Source organism: Yoonia sp. 2307UL14-13, from assembly GCF_037572755.1.
Classification (GTDB): Bacteria; Pseudomonadota; Alphaproteobacteria; order Rhodobacterales; family Rhodobacteraceae; genus Yoonia.
The window spans coordinates 41648-59955 of record NZ_JBBIFZ010000001.1 but is presented as its reverse complement, the minus strand read 5'-3'; the positions used below and the strand labels follow the sequence as shown (position 1 = coordinate 59955).

Here is an 18308-nt window from a genome sequence, read left to right as displayed (position 1 = left end):
CGGCAATATGAACTGGTCGTGGACCGACTATAGGGAATGGGTGAATGAGGCAAAAGCCTGCTGACGCATATGACGTTGCTGCTTTGTGCATGCGTTGCTATTGCCTAACGACGGCCGATGACAGAGCAAAGCGGAACACCCGCACATGTGAGGCGAAATGAAAGCAATCAAGGCACTGACATTGGTTTTGGGGCTGCTGGCTCAGCCGGTTTTGGCCCAGACGACGGTAGACGTTCCGCTGGGCGAAGCGCGGGTGATCGCGCGGCAGGCGCTTCTGGCGGGTGATACGGAACTTGCCCTGCAAATTACGCAGGCGCTTCTCGAGGCGAACCCGGATGATCGGATCGCATTGATCATCCTTGCGGCGGGTGCTCCGCGCGTCGGACAGGCGGCAGAGGGCCGTCGGGCGGGCGCTCGCGCCTTCGCGCTGTCGCGGACTGACGAACAAAGGTATGAGGCCGCCCGGTTGACGGCTCTGGCGGCCACGAATGAAGAGCGGTTCACGCTGGCGACGTTCTGGCTGCGGCGGGCGTTGAACAACGCGCCCAACCCTGAAGAACGCGCACGCACGTTGCAGGACGCACGGGTTGTGACGCAAAGGAATCCGTGGTCGACGAACCTGAGTTTCTCGGTCGTGCCGTCGAACAATGTGAATGGGGGTGCGGAGCAGAACGAGGTCGATGATTTGGGCAATTTTGTCGGCAACCTCTCTGCCGACTCTCTCGCATTGGCCGGCGTCCGCGCGACGCTTGGCTTTGGCACGTCCTACCGGTTCTTCGAAAACGAACGCAACCGCGCGAGTGTCGCATTTCAATACCAGCTTAGCCGCGTGCAGCTGGAAGACGAAACACAACCTGTTCCAGGCAATGAAAGCGAGACGGTCCGCGTCGACTCCGGTGAATTTTCGACAGACTATTATCAAGCGGCGCTACGCTATCAGCGCGCTTTTTCAAACGGTATCGGCGGTGCCGAGATCGCTGCGGGTTCATTCGACTTCGGCGGAGAGCCTTACTATGACTTTCGGCGCATTTCATTCAATCGGTCCTTGCGCGCCTCGGACCGGACAACCCTCGCATTGTCCGCACAAAGGGAATGGCAAGACTTCGAAAGCGAAGGATTGGGCAAAGGCGCACGAAACACCTATCGCACCACGTTGAGTTATCGGTTGGATAGCGGCGACCGCATTTCTGGCACTTTGGGCTATGTGACAAGCAATGGCGACGCTTCCAGTCAGACCTTTGAAGAATGGAAACTGGAATACGGGTATGCATTTTCGGACCTGATCGGTCCCGCAGCTGTGAGTTTAAATGCCGGTATCCGCGTTGCCGAGTACCCAGACCCCAACCCGCCCTTCTGGACCGATACCCGCAACGACAAGGGTGTCTTTTACCGCATCAACCTCGGCTTTCCGAACATTGAATATGCCGGTTTCAGCCCCGGCTTGACGATCAGCGGCGGGCGGGACGAAAGTAACGTTGGCCGCTTTACGCGTAATAATTTCTCGGTCGGTCTGACCATCAACTCCGCATTCTAAGAGGCGATATGGCCCTGACCATCACAAGCATTGCCGCGTTCCTGAATGGCCTGTTCATTCTGGCGCTCACCATCAAAGTCATCCTCATTCGTCGCCGCGACGGAGTTGTACTTGGCGACAATGACGACCGCGTGCTGACCAAGGCAATCCGGGGGCAGGCGAATGCGACGGAACAGATTCCACTGGCTCTCATTTTGATGGGGCTGATCGAGGTACAGAACGGGCCGGGCTGGCTGTTGATCCCGCTTGCCGCGACATTTACGATCGGTCGGCTGATGCACGCGACCTATTTCGGCATCCACGGCACGCCATGGCAGTTGCGCTTTTACGGGATGTTTCTGACGCTCATCGCGCAGGGTGGTCTGATCCTCGCCTTGCTGCTGACCCTCATATCCCAATGACAAAGGCCCCGCAAAAGCGAGGCCGTTCACTGTCGCGATAGAGGCTGATCCTTACTTGATCTTGCCTTCCTTGTATTCGACGTGCTTGCGCGCGACGGGGTCGTATTTCCGCACGACCATCTTTTCGGTCATGGTGCGTGCGTTCTTTTTGGTGACGTAGAAATGCCCGGTCCCCGCGCTGGAGTTCAGGCGGATTTTGATGGTGGTCGGCTTCGCCATGTCTCATCTCTCCTGGTTGCGGGCCTGGCTGGCACATCGCATGAATCTGACTGAAGGTGCCTTTTACGCCGCAAGGCGCGCCTGTCAACCGCAAAGGCAAGATGACGTTATGCGCGGATGGCCTGTAAGCCGGATTCTGTCATAGGTGGCGGACCACCCGAGATGACCATTCGTCTAAAGCGCCTGTTACCAGACGCCCTTTAGCTGCCAACCCGGACCTGCTGGGGCCAAGCAGCCCTGCCCGAAGGCGCGCGGTCCCTATTTGGCATTGCTCCCGGTGGGGCTTGCCGTGCCGCTTGCGTTGCCGCTCGCGCGGTGGGCTCTTACCCCACCGTTTCACCTTTCCCTTGCGTGCAAGGTAGTCTGTTCTCTGTGGCGCTTTCCCTGGGGTCGCCCCCGCCGGGGGTTACCCGGCACCGTGCTTTGTGGAGTCCGGACTTTCCTCGCGCCCAAAGGCCCGCGGCCATCCAGCCATCCGCGCAAGCATTTCGTTAGGCCCAAGCGGCGTTTGCGTCAACGGGGAAACGTCGGGCAAGATCGGCGATCATCGCAAGGTCGCAGGCATCCAATGGTCCGGTCTTATGCGGACGAAACCGCAAGCGGAAGGCGCTGATCAGCACATCGTCAGGCGCATCCGCCGTGTATCCGAACGCGCGCAGTAACGGGATAAACTGCTCTTTATCGGCTTTGGCGTCCCCAGGCCAAACAGCCAAACCTTCCAGCGCCAGCCTACGCCAGTCAAAGCGCGGCCCCGGATCGATCTTGCGTCCAGGCGCCATGTCGGAATGCCCGATGACCCGCTCTGGCCGTATGTCCCAACGGGCCTGAATGCCTTTCAGCAGGGTGGTCAACGCATCCATCTGTGCCGCCGCAAACGGGCTACGGCCGTCATTCGCCAGTTCGATCCCGATCGAGCGGCTGTTCACATCCGTCACATCCCCCCATCGCCCGGCCCCGGCATGCCAGGCGCGCATTTCTTCAGGCACCAGCAGCATGACCTCGCCATCAGGCGCGATCAGGTAATGGGCAGAAACCTCGGTTTCAGGATTGCACAGCGTATCGCGCGCCGCCATCGCGCTTTCCATTGCCGTGTAATGGATCACCACCATATCGGGCCGTGTGCCGTCGCGGCGCGGCCCGCAATTCGGCGATTGGTAGGTTGTCAGACTCAGTTGCCGGCCGCCTGCTTGAACGGTGCCGGGTCCCAGCCACAGGCAAAGCCATCCCCATCGGGATCAATGCCCAAGCGATCGCGTTCCGGGCCACCGCGGGCGAGGAACGCCCTTTGTGCTTCGTCCGCGCTCGCATATTGGGCGCAATTCCGCTGGAACCGCCCCTGCCCGGACAACAGCGAACGGCTGTACCACTCCTGTCCCTTCACGTTCGGCGCATTGATCGCGTATTCCACGATGTTGGGCCCGGTCGAGCTTGGGCGTTGCGGCACCGCGGTCGGCTGGATTTCCTGACGGGCCGCCGCTTGGGCGGCGCGGCGTTCCGCGTCGCTTTCGATCGTTTCACGATTCGACACGGCATCAAAGCTCTGCTCATCCGAGATACCGCTGGCGTTGTTGGCCAAGGCCGGCGCGGGATTACCCGGTGCCGCGTCCAGGCCACCCGTGCGGCCGGGTGCTCCGGCCGGGGCGGTCTGCGGCGGCAACGTCACAGGTTGGTTCTGCCCGATACCCGCCGCCGCCAATTCGCTTGCAGCGATCGCACCACCTGTCTGTTGCCCTGGCGCGCCGGGGATACTGTTGACCTGAGGCTGCGGAACGATCGATTGGCGGGGGGCCGAAAGGGCCGCTTCACGCCGGGCGCGTTCGATTTCAAACTGCGCGTAGTCACTGAACCCCACGCCAGCAGCGCGCTGTGTTTCCGTGCTGCCGCATGCGGTCAGTGACGCAAACGCCACTGCAATGATCAGACTCGTTCTCATAACTGGATACCTGCTGTCTTCGCCTTTTCGCGGAAGTTACCACCACTTCGCCGGTTTGGCTACAAATCCGGCGGCCTGTTCAAGCGCGTAGGCCGTGTTCAGCAAATCGGCCTCTTCCCAGGGGCGCCCGATCAACTGCAATCCCAGCGGCAGACCTTGCTTGTCGATGCCCGCAGGAACCGAAATACCGGGCAGCCCGGCGAGGTTCACCGTCACCGTGAAGACGTCGTTCAGATACATCTGGATCGGGTCCATGTTTTCGCCAAGGCCGAAGGCTGCTGACGGCGTTGCGGGCGTCAAAATCGCGTCGATCCCATCCGCGAACACCTGTTCGAAGTCGCTCTTGATCAACGCGCGGACCTTGCGCGCGCGGTTGTAATAGGCGTCATAGAAGCCCGCCGACAGCACATAGGTGCCGATCATCACCCGGCGCTGCACCTCGGCCCCGAAGCCTTCGGCACGGGTCTTTTCGTACATCTCGGTGATGCCGTCGCCTTGGGACAACTTCGCGCGGTGGCCGAACCGCACACCGTCATAGCGGGCGAGGTTGGATGACGCCTCGGCCGGGGCGATCACATAGTAGGCAGGCAGCGCGTATTTGGTGTGCGGCAAGCTGATATCGACGATCTTGGCCCCGGCATCCTTCATCATCGCGATGCCATCGGACCAGAGTTTTTCGATCTCTTCCGGCATCCCATCAACCCGATATTCCTTTGGAATACCAATGGTTTTGCCTTTGATATCGCCAGTCAAAGCGGCCTCGAAATTCGGCACGGGCAGGTCGGCGCTGGTGCTGTCTTTCGGATCGTGACCGCACATCGCCTGCAGCATGATGGCGCTGTCGCGCACGTCTTTCGTCATCGGCCCTGCCTGATCCAGAGAAGAGGCAAAAGCGACGATCCCCCAGCGCGAAACGCGACCATAGGTTGGCTTGAGGCCGGTGATGCCCACGAAGGCGGCGGGCTGGCGGATGGACCCGCCGGTATCGGTGCCCGTGGCCGCAAGACACAGATCCGCAGCAACGGCGGAGGCCGACCCACCGGACGACCCGCCGGGTGTCAGCGCGGTATCTTCGTTGCCCCGCCGCCACGGGTTCACGGCGTTGCCATAGACCGAAGTTTCGTTGGACGAGCCCATGGCGAATTCATCCATGTTGAGCTTGCCTAGCATGACAGCACCCGCGTCAAACAACTGTGTCGTGACAGTGCTTTCGTATTCCGGCCTGAAGCCCTCAAGGATGCCCGACGCCGCCTGCGACGGCACGCCCTTGGTGCAGAACAGGTCTTTGATCCCCAAGGGAATTCCGCACATGTCGGGTGCATCACCTGCGGTGATCCGGGCATCTGCCGCCTTGGCCTGTTCCGCTGCAATCTCGGGTGTGTGGTGAACGAACGCACCCAGCGCGCCCGCCCCTTCGATCGCCGTCAGGCACGCATCTGTAATCTCTGCGCTGGACGTCTCGCCTGCCCGCATGGCGTCACGGGCCTGGGCGATCGTCAATTTGGTCAGGTCACTCATCATTCCACCACCTTCGGGACTGCAAAGAACCCTTCACGCGCATCTGGCGCGTTTGCCAGAACAGCCTTTTGTTGCGATCCGTCCGTGACGATATCTTCCCGTCTTTTCAGGCGCATGGGTGTCACCGATGTCATTGGTTCAACGCCTTCAACATCGACCTCGTTCAACTGCTCGATGAACCCAAGGATCGCGCTGAATTCGCTGGCCAGCGCGGGCAAGGCATCGTCTTCAACCTTGATGCGGGCCAGCTTGGCCACGCGGCGGGCGGTTTCTATGTCAATCGACATGGGCGATCTCCGAATGGGCGTTTGCCCGCGTTTAGCGTTCCGCCGCGCGGGTCGCAAGCATGTGGCGGCGGTAAACCTCGATCATCCAGCCCAGCATGATGCCGTTGAGGATGTGCCAGAAGATATGGGTGCCGATTGGGAATTGCGTGCAGAGAATTTCGTCGAGTGATCGGAGTGTGATCGACAGGCTCAGAATGGCCGCCCCGATGATGAAACCAACGGCAACGGTGCCGCGGAGGTAGGTCGCATAGACAATCAACAGAATTGGCACCGTCCAGTAGAAACTCGAGATATTTAAGAACGGAATGTTGTTCAAAAAAGTAACGATAACATAGGCATAAGGGAAAAAGAGCGCCGTGATCCCCAGCGCACCCCACCATGGCATGCCGACGATATCGCGGTTGGCGAGGAACAGATAAGTCAAGATGAAAATCCCGATCGGTGCCACGTCGGCCAGCGCGGCCCATTGGGTCGCGTGGGTGTGGAACAGGTAGCTGCCCACACCGATGCTGAACAGGATCGCGCAAAGCACGCGGGCGGTAGGCAACCCCGCGGTCCGCCGCCACATAATGAGTGCCGCGATGATGAACGCCGCGTTGGTGATCGCGTTCAGGGGTTCGGACCAGTAGGTGAAGTCGGTCCGTTCACAATAGCCGTCGATCTGCGCGAACCAGTCCATTTTTATCCCGCTATTTGTTACCATCTTCTTAGTGCAACGCTTTGGAGGGCAAAATGAAAATCATCTGGCTGGGTCACGCGAGTTTCCGGATCGAGATTGCAGGACAAATTTTGCTGATCGATCCGTGGCTTAACGGCAATCCGGCCTTTCCCGACGACCAGCGGGAGGCGGCGATTTCGGGGGCGACGCATATCCTCGTGACGCATGGCCACGGCGATCATGCGAGCGAGGCTGCGGACCTTTCGAAAGAGCTGAAAGCGCCGATTCTCTGCATTCATGAATTGGCGGAGAGTTGGGATGCGGATGGCCTGGATACCGTTGGTTTCGGCAAGGGTGGGACTGTTGCGGCGGGGAATGTGATGGTGACGATGGTCAACGCGGTGCACTCCTCATCGGTCGACTCTCGCGGTATGCCGCTGATGGTCGGCGGGTCCGAGGCGGGGTTCATGATCGCTGGTGAGGGTCATACGATTTATGTTTCGGGCGATACGGACATTATGGCCGATATGGACTGGATGGGCGATTATCATAAGCCGGATATCGGCATCTTGTGTTGCGGAGGACATTATACGATGGATATCGACCGGGCAGCATATGCCGCCAAAAGATACTTTGATTTCAAGGTGATAATCCCCTGCCACTACAAAACGTTCCCGGTGCTGGCGCAATCGGCGCAGCCGCTCGTGGATGCTTTGCCGGATGTGGACGTGCGGACACCTGCGGTGATGGAGGCTGTCGAGATCTAGCGTTTGGCGGCGAAGAAGCTCTTTAGCAGCGTCTCTGATGCGGGGGCGTCGATTCCATCATAGATTTCAGGGGCATGGTGGCATTGTTGGTGGCTGAATATCCGTGGCCCCTGCCCGATCCCGCCGGATTTCGGATCGGCGGCACCGTAGTAAAGCCGCGCAATGCGGGCGTTGCTGATCGCGGCGGCGCACATGGGGCATGGTTCCAGCGTGACATAAAGATCGAGGCCGGTAAGCCGTTCTTTTCCAAGGGTTTTACAGGCTTCGCGGATCACGAGGATTTCCGCATGCGCCGTCGGATCGTTCAGTTCGCGCGTGCGGTTGCCAGCCTGCGAAATAACGCCGTCAGGGCCTGCGATCACGGCACCCACCGGCACCTCGCCGCGTTCGCCGGCGGCGCGGGCTTCGACCAAGGCGATGTCCATGTAGCTAAGGAACTCCATGGCTTTTGATGCACTTTCGCGCGCGAACGGACAAGATTGGTTAATGCAAAGATCCCGCGTGCGGCGAAAGTAACGGGAGTAAAGGTTAACGGCCTTGTTTTCAGGGGTTAACGCGGTCATTTCGTTATCGGAATTCCATCGGAATTCCATCTGACCCAATATCGGACTTCGGCCGATTCAGCGTGGTTAACACACCGCGCGTTCATCTTGATGAAAAAACCCTTAATTGCGATATCCGGCGTACCGGTCTACATGCCGGATCATGACACAAGCCCCATCCCAAGGTGACCGCATCGCCAAGGTCCTGTCCCGCGCCGGTATCGCCAGCCGCCGCGAGGCCGAGCGGATGGTCGAAGCCGGGCGGGTCAGCGTGAATGGCAAGGTCATCGACAGCCCGGCGCTGAACGTGACCGAGGCGGACAAGATCACCGTGGATGGCAAGCCGGTCGGCGCACCGGACGAGCCGCGAATCTGGCTTTATCACAAACCCGCCGGTTTGGTGACGACTGAACGCGATGAGAAAGGCCGCGAGACGGTTTTCGACGCTTTGCCCGAGAACCTGCCGCGCGTGATGTCGGTCGGGCGGTTGGATCTTAATTCCGAGGGATTGCTGCTTTTGACCAACGATGGCGGTGTGAAGCGCAAGCTGGAGCTACCGGCGACAGGCTGGTTGCGTCGCTATCGCGTCCGGATCAACGGTACGGTGAGCGAGGCGAAGCTGGATCAGTTGCGTGAGGGGATCACGGTCGAGGGGGTGTCGTATCAGCCGATGATCGTGTCCTTCGATCGGCAGCAGGGGGCCAATGCCTGGCTGACGGTTGCCCTGCGTGAAGGGAAGAACCGGGAAATCAGGCGCGCGATGGAGGCCTTGGACGTCAAGGTGAACCGGCTGATCCGGTTGAGTTACGGCCCGTTTCAGCTGGGGAATCTCAGGGCCGGCGAGGCCGAAGAGGTCAAGCGACGGGTCGTGCGGGATCAGCTGGGGCTGTCGGAGAAGGCGAAGCCTGCGCGGGTGCGGAAATCGGGGCGCACGCCGATCAGACGACGCTGAGGAGGCGGCTTTGCGGGACTTTGCGGACACTCGGGCCCAAGGTTCCAAACCTGGTCGATGGAAGTAACCGATCTGACCAACGGCTGCCAAAACTATGTCATATGACAATCAACTGATTTTCGGTAAAGTACAACCATGAGACGTGTTACAGACACCCACAACTTGACTTGGCAGGTTTCGCCCGACCTGCTCGGCATCGTCAATCAAGCTGGTGTTTTTGTCGAGACGAACCCCGCATGGCAAACTGTTCTTGGGTGGACTGAACCCGAAATCAGAAGCATGGTCTTCACCGACTTCCTTCATCCCGACGATATGGACCGCACGCTCGCGCTTTTTACCTCCTTGAAAGCCGGCGAGCCAGCTTTGCACTTTGAGAACAGATACCGATGCAAGGATGGCTCCTATAGATGGCTTTCCTGGGTTGCGGTCCCCGAAGGTGACATTTTCGTTTGCAGTGCGCGTGATGTGACAAAGGACAAGGCGAACGTCCGCGCGCTGCAATCCTCTGAGGATGAAGCCGCCTTGCGCGAACAATTCATCGCCATTCTGGGACATGATCTGCGTAATCCCCTGGCTGCCATCGGCTCGGCCGTCCGTATCGCCTTACGACAATCCCATGATGAAAAAATCGCCGCGACTCTCAAAGCCATAGATGGCAGTGCGGAACGGATGGCGAAGCTGATCGACACCATCATGGACTTTGCCAGGGCCCGTCTGGGTGGGGGCATCCCTGTCGATCTGAGGCGGGTCGAAAATCTGCAAAAAGGTTTTGAATGCGTGGTCGATGAAATTAGGATTGCGCACCCCGAGCGAAAGTTTGAGACGTCATTTAAATTTGAGGATGTGTTGGTGTGTGATGCCGCCCGACTGGATCAACTGTTGTCGAACCTGGTCGCCAATGCCGTCACGCACGGGCCGCAGGATGAACCTATTTCGGTTGTCACCGACAAAGCGGATGGTTCTTTTGTGCTATCGGTCGGGAACTCTGGAAACAAAATTCCCGGCGACGTTATCCCAAACCTATTCAAGCCCTTTGAACGCACCGAAGAGGGTGCCTCTCTCCAAGGACTGGGTTTAGGACTCTACATCGCGGATCAGATCGCAAAGGCGCATTCCGGTGAACTCAATGTGACATCAAGTGAAGATCGCACCGTGTTTACATTGGCCATCCCTTTAGAACGGAAAAGCTGATGTTAGTGTATCTCAAGACATCAAGCGCTTAGGGCTCATAACCGTCATTCGCAGCAAGTGTCCTGTCGCTTTCGCCTGGACGCTCTTTCGCGCAACCAAGCCTTTCAAGGGGGAAAACCCCGCGAACTTGAACCCTTGTTCCATCACAACCATTGTGCATTGTAGTTAAAAAACAAAACGATGGGGGACATGGCGTTGGATTTTGCAAGCCTGTTGACGCTTGAGAACGCGACCAATCTGGTGATGTTGTGCTTTCTGCAAGCCGTACTTGGGTTCGATAACCTGCTGTATATTTCGATCGAGAGCAAACGCGCACCCGTGGCGCAGCAGCAATCGGTGCGCCGGTGGGGGATCATTCTGGCTGTTGCCATGCGTCTGATCCTGCTGGTTTTGATGGTCTATCTGATCGGCGCCTTGCAGGAACCTTTCTATGAATTCCAGTGGGAGGGTGTGATCACCGGTGGCATCAACTTTGCCACGGTCGTCTTTATTTTCGGCGGAATTTTCATCATGTATACTGCGGTCAAAGAGATCGCGCACATGCTGTCGATGGATCATCTGGGCCATGATGTCGAAGGCAAATCGGGCAAATCGGCGGCGCAGGTCGTGGCGTTGATCGTGTTCATGAACCTGATCTTTTCCTTCGACTCTGTCCTGTCGGCGATCGCGATCACCGATGTGCTGCCTATCCTTGCCACGGCGATCATTCTGTCGGGTCTTGCCATGCTGCTCTTGGCGGATGGTGTGACCCGTTTTCTTGAAAAGAACCGCATGTACGAGGTGCTGGGCCTGTTCATCCTGCTGATCGTCGGTGTGGTCCTGCTGGGCGAGGCCGGTCAGGCCGCCGTGCATGGTGTCGAGGCGATGGGCGTGCCGCATGAAGAGGCCAAAGACCTCGCATTGAAGGTCTTCGATCGCGAGATCGTGCCGATGTCGAAATCGACCTTCTATTTCGCCGTCGTCGTCCTTTTTGCCGTGGAGATCCTGCAATCGGGCTATACCCGCAAGCTGAATGCCGAGCGCGCCGCGCTGCAGCGCCACTCGCAATCGCGGGCCGAAGGACCTATGTGAGAAAGGAAAGGGAATGATGCGAGGGGCCGATGTTTCGTCTGATCATGCTGGTTTTGGGGGTGGCAGCTATTGTCACGCTGGTTGTGGCTTTGATCACGGTCATCAGCGCGGTGGGCCGTCTCGCCCGCCCCGAGGGTGAAGATACGATGCCCCGTACATTCCAACGCATCGCCTTTGTCGTCCTGTTCATCCTGCTGATCGGTCTGGCCACCGGCTGGCTGGGAGCGGTCTGAGATGGCGCAACGCTTTGGCGGAAAGTTCAGCCCCGGCGCGCGGGATGCGGCGGTGCCGGTGCCGCGGTCTTCGCTGGCGCCGAACCTGTTGTTTTTACCGCCCATCGTGCTGGTCTTTGCGTCACTTGGCGCGGGGCCGCAGGCGCTGGTTCTTGGGTTGATTGGTGGCGCGGTGTTGACGCTGGGTGCGTGGTTGCTGCGTGAAGGGATCAAGGCCGAGGCGGCCTATGATGCCCGGAAGGTGGCGCGCCGCCCTGCCCTGCCGCGCAAGATATTGGCGGCGGCCTTGACCGGGCTTGGTGCTGCGATTGCTGCGTTTACGGGTGATACCGGCGTGGTTGGATCGGTTCTGTATGGGATCGCTGCCAGTGGTTTGCATGTTGCCGCGTTCGGCATCGACCCTATGGTCGACAAACAGATGGAGGGCATCGACACCCGCCAGCAGGATCGTGTTGCGCGTGTTGTGGATGAGGCGGAGACGTATCTGGATGTCATCGCAGGTCAGATCGATACGCTGGGCGACCGCCAGTTGAAGCGCCGTGCTGCGGATTTTCAGGGTATTGCGCAGAAGATGATCCGCACGGTCGAGGAAGACCCGCGCGACCTGACTGCTGCGCGCAAGTTTCTGGGTGTCTATTTGATGGGCGCCCGGGATGCGACGGTGAAGTTTGTCGATCTGTATCGCCGCCAGAAGGACGACGATGCGCGGACGAAGTATCTGGCGTTGCTGGATGATCTTGAACAGAATTTCGCGAGCAAGACGGACAAGATGCTGCTGGATGACCGCAGCGATATGGATATCGAAATCAACGTTTTACGTGACAGGCTGCAACGCGAAGGCGTGCGCCTGAACGAAAGGGGGACTGAATAATGTCTGAAGATATACGTCAAAGGGCCGAGGCCACATTGGCCGATGTGGAAAAGATCACCGCCGTGGTCCTGCCCGAGCCCAAGGGTGAGGTCGTGCCGATGGAACAGGCCGATCCGCCGACAAGCGCGGAGATTTCGAAACGCATTGCTGAACTGGACATGAGCGACACGAATTCGATTGTGTCGTTCGGGTCGGCTGCCCAGGCGGAGTTGCAGGAGATCAGCCAGTCGATGCTGGCGGGTGTCCGTAATAAGGATGTGGGGCCTGCGGGTGATAGCTTGCGCAACATCGTGACGACAATCCGTGGGTTCTCGGTGTCGGAGCTGGATGTCCGCCGTGAGCGGAGTTGGTGGGAAAAGCTGCTGGGCCGTGCCGCCCCGATGGCGAAGTTCGCCGCGAAATTCGAAGAGGTGCAGACCCAGATCGACAACATCACGGACGATCTGTTGAAGCACGAGCATGTGCTGCTGAAGGATATCGAGAGCCTCGATATGCTGTATGAAAAGACGCTGACGTTCTATGATGAACTTGGCCTGTATATCGCGGCGGGAGAGGCAAAGGTGGCCGATCTGGATGCCAAGACGATCCCTGCGAAAGAGGCCGAGGTGCAGGCGGCACCGGAGGATCAGGCGGTGATGAAGGCGCAGGAATTGCGCGATCTGCGCTCGGCCCGGGACGATCTGGAGCGCCGCGTGCATGATCTGAAACTGACCCGGCAGGTGACGATGCAATCCCTGCCATCGATCCGGTTGGTGCAGGAGAATGACAAATCGCTGGTCACCAAGATCAATTCCACGCTCGTGAACACCGTCCCGCTTTGGGAGACGCAGTTGGCGCAGGCTGTCACGATCCAGCGGTCGTCCGAGGCGGCGGCGGCTGTGCGGGATGCGAATGATCTGACGAACGAGCTGCTGACCGCGAATGCCGAGAACCTGCGGCAGGCGAACAGCGCAATCCGCACGGAGATGGAGCGCGGTGTGTTCGATATCGAGGCGGTGAAAGAAGCGAACGCCAATCTGATCGCGACGATCAACGAGAGCCTCGAGATTGCCGATGAGGGTAAGCGCAAGCGCGCCGAGGCGGAGACGGAGATGGTCAAGATGGAAGCGGAGTTGAAACAGACGCTTGCCTCTGCCAAGGCGCGCAGCACCCCGAGCGCGGCGCCGGGTGACTCTGACATCTGAGTGATGAAGCAACCCCGTCAGCATATTTTGCGGGTTGCGCTGATCGGCGCGACGCTCCTGCTGGCGGGATGTGATGACCTGTTTCAGACTGTGCCACCACCAGCACCGCCGGAACCGCCGGTGGTTGCGCCACCCACAGAGCCGGTTGTCGTTCCGCCAAGCGAGACCAGCCGCGCGCTTGCCGTCTATTACCGTCGTTTACAGAGCGATCTGCTGACCCAAGGATTGTTGCGCGGCGATGGGGGCGGACCGGATACGCCGTTTACAGCGGCGCAGTTAGGCCGCAATTTTGTGCGGATCGCCCTGTTCAACGAATATCGCGACGACAGCGATTTCCGCAGCCCGCAAGCGACCGTGTCGCGCCTGCGCCGATGGGAGCAGCCCATTCGCATGTCGGTTGAGTTTGGGCCGTCGGTGCCGCTGGAACAACGGGCAATGGATGAAACCAGCGTGGCCAGCTATGCCGCGCGTCTGTCGCGGTTGACCGGGGTGCGGATTACGCAGACGGATCAGAGCCCCAACTATTACGTACTGTTCTGGAACGAAGATGATCGGCGCGCGTCCGTTGACCGGCTGCGCGAGATCATTCCCGGGATCAGTGATACCAGCCTGCGCGCTATCCTGAACCTGCCGCGGGATCAGCTTTGCCTTGTGGTGGGCACGTTCGCGCCGGGCGGCGCGCAATATCAGCAAGCGGTGGCCATTATCCGGGCGGAGCATCCCAATCTGATGCGCGCGGCCTGCATTCACGAAGAGCTGGCGCAGGGCATGGGTCTGGCCAATGACAGCCCGCAGGCGCGGCCTTCGATTTTCAATGATGACGAGGAATTCGGGCTACTGACGACGCATGATGAGCTGTTGCTGCGGATGCTGTATAATCCCGCGTTGCAAACGGGGATGCGCCCGAATGAGGCCGCACCGATTGCACGACGGTTGGCAAGGCAGATATTGGCCGAGGGGGCCAGTTAGTGGGCCAGCTTCTCTCACCGGAAACTTTCGAATTCTTCGCTCGTTATCTCGTCGCGGGTTACATCGTGATCGCGGTAAGAGCGCGTTTTGTAACAGGCCTTCGCGTCAAATCCGGCGAGTTAATCATCGAAGCGTTTATATTCTCGCTGATTAACCAAACGCTATTTGCATTGCTCGCTTATCTTTGGCTCCTGATGGGTTTGCCAACATTCGATGCTGCGGTCACATTCTATCTTGAGATACTTGTTCTACCCACGATGATCGGCCTCTTGCTGGGATTCAATCTGTCCCGCGGCTGGAACAATGCAATTTTGCGTCGATTATCGGCGCCTATTTTACATCCTGCCGAGAAAGCACATGATTTTGCCTTTGGGCATAACCGACCGCCGGGTTTCGTTATCATAACTTTCGAAGATGGTGTTGTGATCCGTGGATACTTTGGTGAGAACTCCCTCGCAGCAACTGATGAAGCACGTAGCGACATTTACTTGGAGCGCCTATATGTAGTCGGTGAAGATGATGCATGGATCGAACAAAGTCCCGGAAGGTCTGGCCTGATATCTTTGGCAAACGTAAGATCGATCGAATTTTTGGATGAGGAGACGAACCCAGATGACCAGTGACAGCCGCACATTCCTTTTTGATGGCTACCAAGCAAAGCCCGGTACATCGAGTTCGACAAATGGTGTCCAAGCTAATCCGGCTGCATCCAGACCAGCCCCGCCAAAGCCAAAATTGCCATCAAGCGCGCCATCCGCAGTGCAAAAACCTAAAGGCTAACCATGGGCATTTTCGATTTTCTGACCGGTGAGTTCATCGACGTTATCCATTGGACCGATGACACCCGCGACACCATGGTCTGGCGGTTTGAGCGTGAGGGCCATGAGATCAAGTATGGCGCGAAGCTGACTGTCCGTGAGGGGCAGGCCGCTGTGTTCGTGCATGAGGGGCAGCTCGCGGATGTGTTCATGCCGGGGCTTTACATGCTCGAGACCAACAACATGCCGATCATGACGACCCTGCAGCACTGGGATCATGGGTTCAAAAGTCCGTTCAAGTCCGAGATTTATTTTGTCAACACGACCCGCTTTGGTGATCTGAAATGGGGGACGAAGAACCCGATCATGCTGCGCGATCCCGAGTTTGGCCCGACCCGCCTGCGCGCTTTTGGGACCTATACTGTGAAGGTCGCCGATCCCGCTGTCTTCCTGCGCGAGATTGTGGGGACGGATGGCGAGTTTACCCGCGACGAGATCAGCTATCAGATCCGCAACATCATCGTGCAGGAATTCTCGCGGACCATTGCCGCGTCGGGTATTCCTGTGCTGGATATGGCAGCGAATACGGGTGACGTAGGCAAGCTGATTGCCGATGCGATTGACCCGACGATGCAGCAATACGGGCTGACGATCCCCGAATTGTATATCGAGAATATCAGCCTGCCGCCTGCCGTCGAAAAGGCGCTGGATGAGCGGACATCGCGCGGAGTAGCTGGAAACCTCGATGACCACATGAAGTGGAAAGCCGCCGAGGCGATGACCATGGAGGGGTCTGCCGCTGGCAATGCCATGGGGATGGGCATGGGCGCCGGTCTGGGCATGCAGATGGGCAATATGACCATGGCCGGACCATGGGGCGCGCGTCCGCATGCGGCACTGCCCGCGCCGCCGGCCCCGCCACCGCCACCTGTCGAACATGTCTGGCATATTGCCGAGGGCGGTGAGGTCAGCGGTCCTTTTTCCAAGGCGGCGATGGGCCGGAAGGTGACCGATGGGAGCCTGAGCCGCGAGAGTATGGTCTGGACCCAGGGCCAGGATGGCTGGATGAAGGCCGAGGAGGTCACCGAGTTGGCGCATCTGTTCACGGTCATGCCGCCGCCACCGCCCGGAACCTGACATTTGATCGCCCTGCCCTATGGTTGGCTTATGTTCGACCGTCTTGTTCCACGCCGCCGTACCCTGTTGAAGCTGGGTCATGTGCTGATGTTGCCCTTGTTGATCTGGTTCATTCTGGTGACGCCGGATGATGTGGTGCCGTTTGGGCCTGCGGCGTTTCAGTTTCATTCGGTTCTGGCGCTGATCTTTGTGACCGTCTCGCTGATCTGGATGGCGGATTACGCGCGCCGTGGTCTGGCCGGGCGACCGGGGCCAAAGCTGGGGCCGCGCGGCAGGATCGTGCATCGGGTGTTGAATACCGCGATCGTCTGGGGGCTGTGGGGCGTGGCGATTACCGGCTTTCTGCTTGGTCTGACGTCATCGAAGCTGCTCAAGGCCGGAGGGTTCCTGCCGATCGCCCCGCCTATGGGATGGCCGCGCGCGAATGAAATCATCGGGCAGTTTCACATTTACGAATTCTATCTGCTGGGCGGGCTGGTCACGGCCCATGCCGGGTTTCACATCTGGCGTCATCTCTGGCTGCGCGACAATGCGCTGCGGATCATGGCGCCGAAAATACTGCATCGGTATCTATGACCCGCCGTCGCCTGACGATCCTGCTGCACTGGTCGGTGCTCATGCTGGTCCTGATCATGGTCAAGGGCGGGACGGCGGATGTGGTTGTGCGTTGGATTTTTGTTACCGCCGGCGGACTTTGGGTAGGCATTGCGATGATCAAAGGCATGATGGGCAAGCCGGGCCCGAAGCTGCAGGGTGGTTTGCGCGCGGCCTATCCGTGGATGCATCGTGGCATGTACGCTTTGCTGGCGGTCTCGGTCGTGTTGAATATGGCGGCCTTGCTGGGATGGATCGAAGATCGCGCCGCCTGGACGTCGCTTTTGGTGTTGCTGGCTGCGGCCACCTTTCATGGCCTGTTTCATTTCTGGCGCCACAATGCGCTGTATGATGGGGCGCTGCGCGTGATGACGCCCCGCTTTCTGCACAAGATGCTGTAATGGCCGAGCTTGAGACGCATTTTCCCTGTGACACGTGCGGGTCGGACCTGCGGTTCGATCCGGGGGATCATCGTCTGGTCTGTGACCACTGCGGGAATGTGCAGCCGATTGAGACGACGCGGTCGCTGGCCAGCGGGATCAAGGAACTGGATTTCCAGAAAGCCATCGATCACCAACTGGCGGAAGAGGATATCGAGGAAACCCGCGTCATTACCTGCCCGAATTGCGGCGCGAGTACCGAGTTTGACGCCGATACACATGCCGCCGAGTGTCCGTTCTGTGCGACGCCCGTCGTGACGGGGACCGGCACGCATCGCCATATCAAGCCGCGGGGGCTGCTACCGTTTGAGTTGGAGGAAGGACAAGCCCGGTCGGCGTTGACCGATTGGCTGGGCAGCCTGTGGTTTGCCCCCAATGGTTTGACTGACTACGCCCGGAAGGGGCGCCGGATGAATGGCATCTATGTGCCCTATTGGACCTTCGATGCGGATACAAAAAGCAGCTATCGCGGGCAGCGGGGCACGCATTATTACGAAACCAAGACCGTCGTGCGCGATGGCAAGCGCAAGCAGGTCCGCGTCCGCCGGACGCGGTGGCGCAGCAAGTCAGGGCGCGTGGCACGATTTTTTGATGATGTGCTTGTGTTGGCCTCGCATTCCTTACCGAAGAAATACACTGACGCGCTGGAGCCTTGGGATCTGTCGGCGCTCGAGCCGTACAATCCTGAATACCTCGCCGGATTCCGGGCGGAAGGGTATCAGGTGGAGCTGGTCGACGGCTTTTCGGAGGCGCGGGTTTACATGGACCGCATGATCCTGCGCGACGTGAAATACGATATCGGCGGGGATGAACAGCGGGTGCATGACGTCGACACGGCGGTGCGCGATATCACCTTCAAGCATATCCTGCTGCCGGTCTGGCTGGCCGCATACAAGTATCGTGGCAAGAGCTATCGCTTTGTCGTCAATGGCCGCACGGGCCGGGTGCAGGGGGAACGCCCCTATTCGGCGTGGAAGATCGCGATTGCAGTTGTCGTTGGTTTGATCTTGGCGGGGATTGCCGGGTTTGTTATCGCTAACAGCCAGTAA

General features: G+C 59.0%; 22 protein-coding genes and 1 other RNA gene. 15 read left to right on the top strand and 8 right to left on the bottom strand.

Going from position 1 to position 18308, the window contains the following annotated elements; genetic code table 11:
• Positions 1–157 precede the first annotated feature (157 nt).
• Together V8J85_RS00360 and V8J85_RS00355 are read left to right on the top strand one after the other, a co-directional pair.
• The gene (locus tag V8J85_RS00360) at positions 158–1534 is read left to right on the top strand and encodes a surface lipoprotein assembly modifier (protein WP_339951084.1); all 1377 of its coding nucleotides are present in this window, start codon (positions 158–160) and stop codon (positions 1532–1534) included.
• A gap of 8 nt (positions 1535–1542) precedes the next feature.
• Positions 1543–1935: an MAPEG family protein gene (locus V8J85_RS00355; protein WP_339951082.1), complete on the top strand. Its 393-nt coding sequence runs from the start codon at positions 1543–1545 to the stop codon at positions 1933–1935.
• Positions 1936–1986: 51 nt separating this feature from the next.
• Here V8J85_RS00355 and rpmG read toward each other — a convergent pair whose 3' ends face one another.
• The 7 genes from rpmG to V8J85_RS00320 all read right to left on the bottom strand — a co-directional run bounded on the left by rpmG (position 1987) and on the right by V8J85_RS00320 (position 6571).
• On the bottom strand, positions 1987–2154 hold the full coding sequence (gene rpmG / locus V8J85_RS00350; RefSeq protein ID WP_011454349.1) for a 50S ribosomal protein L33: 168 nt from the start codon (positions 2152–2154) through the stop codon (positions 1987–1989).
• 109 nt (positions 2155–2263) lie between these two features.
• Positions 2264–2633, bottom strand: an RNA gene (gene rnpB / locus V8J85_RS00345) — RNase P RNA component class A.
• Between the two features lie 12 nt (positions 2634–2645).
• A complete protein-coding gene (locus tag V8J85_RS00340; protein ID WP_339951079.1) occupies positions 2646–3263 on the bottom strand; it encodes an N-acetylmuramoyl-L-alanine amidase in 618 nt (205 codons plus the stop codon).
• Positions 3264–3322: 59 nt separating this feature from the next.
• A complete protein-coding gene (locus V8J85_RS00335; protein WP_339951077.1) occupies positions 3323–4087 on the bottom strand; it encodes a hypothetical protein in 765 nt (254 codons plus the stop codon).
• A gap of 36 nt (positions 4088–4123) precedes the next feature.
• Entirely contained in the window at positions 4124–5605 is a 1482-nt protein-coding gene (gene gatA, locus V8J85_RS00330) for an Asp-tRNA(Asn)/Glu-tRNA(Gln) amidotransferase subunit GatA (protein WP_339953042.1), read from the bottom strand.
• The gene (gene gatC / locus V8J85_RS00325; RefSeq protein WP_339951075.1) at positions 5605–5892 is read right to left on the bottom strand and encodes an Asp-tRNA(Asn)/Glu-tRNA(Gln) amidotransferase subunit GatC; all 288 of its coding nucleotides are present in this window, start codon (positions 5890–5892) and stop codon (positions 5605–5607) included. Before gatC ends, gatA begins: the two co-directional genes overlap by 1 nt.
• A gap of 31 nt (positions 5893–5923) precedes the next feature.
• A complete protein-coding gene (locus V8J85_RS00320; RefSeq protein WP_339951073.1) occupies positions 5924–6571 on the bottom strand; it encodes a ceramidase domain-containing protein in 648 nt (215 codons plus the stop codon).
• Positions 6572–6624: 53 nt separating this feature from the next.
• Here V8J85_RS00320 and V8J85_RS00315 point away from each other — a divergent pair, with 53 nt between their 5' ends.
• Entirely contained in the window at positions 6625–7317 is a 693-nt protein-coding gene (locus V8J85_RS00315) for a metal-dependent hydrolase (RefSeq protein WP_339951071.1), read from the top strand.
• On the opposite strand, the gene V8J85_RS00310 is transcribed toward V8J85_RS00315, so the two are convergent.
• Positions 7314–7760 carry a nucleoside deaminase gene (locus V8J85_RS00310; RefSeq protein ID WP_339951069.1) on the bottom strand — a complete coding sequence of 149 codons (447 nt, stop codon included), beginning with the start codon at positions 7758–7760 and terminating at the stop codon, positions 7314–7316. The two genes, V8J85_RS00315 and V8J85_RS00310, sit on opposite strands and share 4 nt — an antisense overlap.
• Before the next feature lie 262 nt (positions 7761–8022).
• On the opposite strand from V8J85_RS00310, the gene V8J85_RS00305 reads away from it, so the two are divergent.
• From V8J85_RS00305 to V8J85_RS00250, 12 genes are all read left to right on the top strand, one after another.
• A complete protein-coding gene (locus tag V8J85_RS00305; protein ID WP_339951067.1) occupies positions 8023–8811 on the top strand; it encodes a pseudouridine synthase in 789 nt (262 codons plus the stop codon).
• Between the two features lie 135 nt (positions 8812–8946).
• Positions 8947–10002, top strand: a complete 1056-nt coding sequence (locus V8J85_RS00300) for a PAS domain-containing sensor histidine kinase (protein ID WP_339951065.1) — start codon at positions 8947–8949, stop codon at positions 10000–10002.
• A 189-nt stretch (positions 10003–10191) separates the two neighbouring features.
• Positions 10192–11073: a TerC family protein gene (locus V8J85_RS00295; protein ID WP_339951063.1), complete on the top strand. Its 882-nt coding sequence runs from the start codon at positions 10192–10194 to the stop codon at positions 11071–11073.
• A 29-nt stretch (positions 11074–11102) separates the two neighbouring features.
• The gene (locus V8J85_RS00290) at positions 11103–11306 is read left to right on the top strand and encodes a hypothetical protein (RefSeq protein WP_339951061.1); all 204 of its coding nucleotides are present in this window, start codon (positions 11103–11105) and stop codon (positions 11304–11306) included.
• 1 nt (position 11307) lies between these two features.
• A complete protein-coding gene (locus V8J85_RS00285) occupies positions 11308–12177 on the top strand; it encodes a 5-bromo-4-chloroindolyl phosphate hydrolysis family protein (protein ID WP_339951059.1) in 870 nt (289 codons plus the stop codon).
• Entirely contained in the window at positions 12177–13361 is a 1185-nt protein-coding gene (locus V8J85_RS00280; RefSeq protein ID WP_339951057.1) for a toxic anion resistance protein, read from the top strand. Before V8J85_RS00285 ends, V8J85_RS00280 begins: the two co-directional genes overlap by 1 nt.
• A 3-nt stretch (positions 13362–13364) precedes the next feature.
• Positions 13365–14330, top strand: a complete 966-nt coding sequence (locus tag V8J85_RS00275; protein WP_339951055.1) for a DUF2927 domain-containing protein — start codon at positions 13365–13367, stop codon at positions 14328–14330.
• Positions 14330–14953, top strand: coding sequence for a DUF6338 family protein (locus tag V8J85_RS00270; RefSeq protein WP_339951053.1), 624 nt, complete (start codon positions 14330–14332; stop codon positions 14951–14953). Before V8J85_RS00275 ends, V8J85_RS00270 begins: the two co-directional genes overlap by 1 nt.
• A gap of 159 nt (positions 14954–15112) precedes the next feature.
• Positions 15113–16225, top strand: coding sequence for an SPFH domain-containing protein (locus V8J85_RS00265; protein ID WP_339951051.1), 1113 nt, complete (start codon positions 15113–15115; stop codon positions 16223–16225).
• A gap of 30 nt (positions 16226–16255) precedes the next feature.
• Positions 16256–16801, top strand: coding sequence for a cytochrome b/b6 domain-containing protein (locus V8J85_RS00260; RefSeq protein ID WP_339951049.1), 546 nt, complete (start codon positions 16256–16258; stop codon positions 16799–16801).
• Positions 16798–17220: a hypothetical protein gene (locus tag V8J85_RS00255; RefSeq protein WP_339951047.1), complete on the top strand. Its 423-nt coding sequence runs from the start codon at positions 16798–16800 to the stop codon at positions 17218–17220. The genes V8J85_RS00260 and V8J85_RS00255 overlap by 4 nt, the downstream gene beginning before the upstream one ends.
• On the top strand, positions 17220–18308 hold the full coding sequence (locus V8J85_RS00250; protein ID WP_339951045.1) for a TFIIB-type zinc finger domain-containing protein: 1089 nt from the start codon (positions 17220–17222) through the stop codon (positions 18306–18308). The genes V8J85_RS00255 and V8J85_RS00250 overlap by 1 nt, the downstream gene beginning before the upstream one ends.

Bases quoted from the DNA above. Each gene is read 5' to 3' on its own strand.
- V8J85_RS00360 (WP_339951084.1), top strand. From the start codon at position 158: ATGAAAGCAATCAAGGCACTGACATTGGTTTTGGGGCTGCTGGCTCAG.
- V8J85_RS00355 (WP_339951082.1), top strand. From the start codon at position 1,543: ATGGCCCTGACCATCACAAGCATTGCCGCGTTCCTGAATGGCCTGTTC.
- rpmG (WP_011454349.1), bottom strand. From the start codon at position 2,154: ATGGCGAAGCCGACCACCATCAAAATCCGCCTGAACTCCAGCGCGGGG.
- V8J85_RS00340 (WP_339951079.1), bottom strand. From the start codon at position 3,263: ATGGTGGTGATCCATTACACGGCAATGGAAAGCGCGATGGCGGCGCGC.
- V8J85_RS00335 (WP_339951077.1), bottom strand. From the start codon at position 4,087: ATGAGAACGAGTCTGATCATTGCAGTGGCGTTTGCGTCACTGACCGCA.
- gatA (WP_339953042.1), bottom strand. From the start codon at position 5,605: ATGAGTGACCTGACCAAATTGACGATCGCCCAGGCCCGTGACGCCATG.
- gatC (WP_339951075.1), bottom strand. From the start codon at position 5,892: ATGTCGATTGACATAGAAACCGCCCGCCGCGTGGCCAAGCTGGCCCGC.
- V8J85_RS00320 (WP_339951073.1), bottom strand. From the start codon at position 6,571: ATGGACTGGTTCGCGCAGATCGACGGCTATTGTGAACGGACCGACTTC.
- V8J85_RS00315 (WP_339951071.1), top strand. From the start codon at position 6,625: ATGAAAATCATCTGGCTGGGTCACGCGAGTTTCCGGATCGAGATTGCA.
- V8J85_RS00310 (WP_339951069.1), bottom strand. From the start codon at position 7,760: ATGGAGTTCCTTAGCTACATGGACATCGCCTTGGTCGAAGCCCGCGCC.
- V8J85_RS00305 (WP_339951067.1), top strand. From the start codon at position 8,023: ATGACACAAGCCCCATCCCAAGGTGACCGCATCGCCAAGGTCCTGTCC.
- V8J85_RS00300 (WP_339951065.1), top strand. From the start codon at position 8,947: ATGAGACGTGTTACAGACACCCACAACTTGACTTGGCAGGTTTCGCCC.
- V8J85_RS00295 (WP_339951063.1), top strand. From the start codon at position 10,192: ATGGCGTTGGATTTTGCAAGCCTGTTGACGCTTGAGAACGCGACCAAT.
- V8J85_RS00290 (WP_339951061.1), top strand. From the start codon at position 11,103: ATGTTTCGTCTGATCATGCTGGTTTTGGGGGTGGCAGCTATTGTCACG.
- V8J85_RS00285 (WP_339951059.1), top strand. From the start codon at position 11,308: ATGGCGCAACGCTTTGGCGGAAAGTTCAGCCCCGGCGCGCGGGATGCG.
- V8J85_RS00280 (WP_339951057.1), top strand. From the start codon at position 12,177: ATGTCTGAAGATATACGTCAAAGGGCCGAGGCCACATTGGCCGATGTG.
- V8J85_RS00275 (WP_339951055.1), top strand. From the start codon at position 13,365: ATGAAGCAACCCCGTCAGCATATTTTGCGGGTTGCGCTGATCGGCGCG.
- V8J85_RS00265 (WP_339951051.1), top strand. From the start codon at position 15,113: ATGGGCATTTTCGATTTTCTGACCGGTGAGTTCATCGACGTTATCCAT.
- V8J85_RS00260 (WP_339951049.1), top strand. From the start codon at position 16,256: ATGTTCGACCGTCTTGTTCCACGCCGCCGTACCCTGTTGAAGCTGGGT.
- V8J85_RS00255 (WP_339951047.1), top strand. From the start codon at position 16,798: ATGACCCGCCGTCGCCTGACGATCCTGCTGCACTGGTCGGTGCTCATG.
- V8J85_RS00250 (WP_339951045.1), top strand. From the start codon at position 17,220: ATGGCCGAGCTTGAGACGCATTTTCCCTGTGACACGTGCGGGTCGGAC.